This is a genomic window from Xanthovirga aplysinae, assembly GCF_009711365.1.
GTDB lineage: Bacteria > Bacteroidota > Bacteroidia > Cytophagales > Cyclobacteriaceae > Xanthovirga > Xanthovirga aplysinae.
Window position 1 is genome coordinate 1 of record NZ_SMMB01000541.1, and the last position, 2,223, is coordinate 2,223.

General features: G+C 38.4%; 2 protein-coding genes. Both read right to left on the minus strand.

Going from position 1 to position 2,223, the window contains the following annotated elements; translation table 11 throughout:
• Positions 1-1,314 (minus strand): sodium-dependent transporter (locus E1171_RS02485; RefSeq protein WP_155203745.1); only part of this gene is annotated, 1,314 nt, incomplete at its 3' end.
• A gap of 255 nt (positions 1,315-1,569) precedes the next feature.
• A partial coding sequence (locus E1171_RS02490) for a DUF4197 domain-containing protein (RefSeq protein WP_155203747.1) occupies positions 1,570-2,223 on the minus strand: 654 nt, incomplete at its 5' end.

Below are 2,223 nucleotides of genomic sequence, written 5' to 3' on the forward strand. Positions count from 1 at the left end.
TAGAATTAGCAGTGGCGTCACAATTTTGACAAAAATTGGCCAAAATTTAAAGAAAAAGCTTTTTTCAACTTCTGGATGACCCTTTCGGATTTCATTTAACACTTCGTTTCGGTTCATGACCCAACCAATGAAAATACAGAAGAAGATAGCCAGAATGGGTAGGGAATAAACAGTCACAAGAGTTACCACAAAGTTAAATAGCAGGTCAAAATTAAAGATGATCAGAAGTGAGATGAGCAAAATCCCTAATCCAATTGCCCAGGTAGCTTTTTTGCGAGGCATTTTTCCACTGTCTACAGCATAGGAAACGGAGTTTTCTAACATTGACATGGCCGAAGTAAGGGCCGCGATAGTCATCAGCACAAAGAATATTACAGCTACAGGAACGCCCCAAACTCCCATAGTTTGAAAAAGAGTGGGTAAGACTTTAAAAACTATGTCCCCATCAGCTAATAAATGCCCATTCGCATCAAATATTTCTGCACCATGAGCTTCAGCAGCATACATTGCCGGAATAATCAGGAAACCTGCCAAAAAAGCAATTCCTAAATCAGCCAAAGTTACTAAAATGCCTAATCGGCTAATATTTTCTTTTTTACTCACATAAGACCCATATACCAGCATGGCTCCAACTCCTACGGAAAGGGAAAAGAAAGATTGTCCTAAGGCATTTATGATTAAATTGGGATCAGTTAGTTTACTAAAATCTGGGACTAAATAAACTTTAAGTCCTTTCATGGCGCCATCCAAAGTTAGTACGTAAACAATCAAAATGACCAACATGACTAGCAAAGCGGGCATAAGGCGGGAAGACCAGCGCTCAATTCCTCGGGAAACGCCTCCAACTACCACTCCAATGGAAATCAAGTAGAATAAGATGGTAAAAAGAATATTGCTACTGATGGACTGGGAAATTACCCAGTTGGCCGCTTCATTTAACCCCATAACTCTCAACAGAGGTTCCACACCAAAAGCCATCATCCAACCTGCTACAATGGCGTAAAAACTCAGGATCAAGGAGGTACTTATCAATCCCGCATATCCTACCCAAACAAATTTTTTACCTCCAGGGATCTTTTGGAAGGCACCAACAGCATTGGATTGTGCATAACGACCGATAATCAATTCAGCCATCAGTGCCGGATAAGCGATCAGAAAACTAAGTGCTAAGTACACTAAAACAAAAGCAGCACCTCCATTTTGAGCTGCCTGAGAGGGGAAGCCCCAAATATTTCCCAATCCAATGGCAGCACCAGCAGCAGCTAATATAAAGCCTAAGGATGAACTGAATTCTCCACGGTTGTTGTTACTCATTTTCAGTTAGTTAAAAAATGCTCCATTAAATTTTTCCACCAAATAGTCTTAGAAAAGGCAATAACAAAGCTGAATAAAAGATTAATTAATAATTATCACCTTTATCTTTGGTTCTTTTAAAAAGGGTGCAATTATAACATAATAAAGGCTTTATTTAAATGGAGGATTTAAAATTTTATTGTACAAATTCCCCTGCTAATTAAATTAATGTTTTTGATGAGCAATATAAAGGTTAATTAATTTCTTTTTGGTGATTTATAGATTATTACCAAATACTTTTTTGAGAATGGCAGAAGTACGGGCTACAGGGTCCTGCCGAATAGCTTTTTCCTCCTTGGCAATCATTACAAATAGTCCTTCAATAGCCTTTTGGGTTACGTATTCTGTTAGGTCCGGATTTACTTTCTTAACTAAAGGGATTTTATTGTAGCGACTGATGACATCTTCCCAATATTTGGTCGCATTTACTTTTTCCAAGGAGGATTCTATCACTGGTCGAAACTTATTATTTAGTTCAGGAGAGGTAGTTCTGTTCAAATATTGAGTGGCAGCATCATCTGGGCCTCCTACAATGTTAATAGCATCTTTAATGGTCATAGAAGTAATAGCAGCCACAAAAATAGGTTTGGCCTCTTCGGCTGCATGTTCTGCTGCACGGTTAAGGGAGGTAACCACTTTATCTATTTCCTTTCCTAACCCAATGGCTCTTAGCTTCTTTTCCACCTGAATTGCATCTTCTGGGAAAGGGATTTTTATTTCAGGACGGTTCAAAAAACCATTTTCTTTAGAAACCAATTCTACACCTTTCTCTGTGCCTTTTATTAAAGCTTCTTTTAAACCCTGGCTGGCCTCTCCTTCGCTAAATCCAGTATTTTTCCCTTTTACTGCCTTAGCTACCTTTTTTAAAAA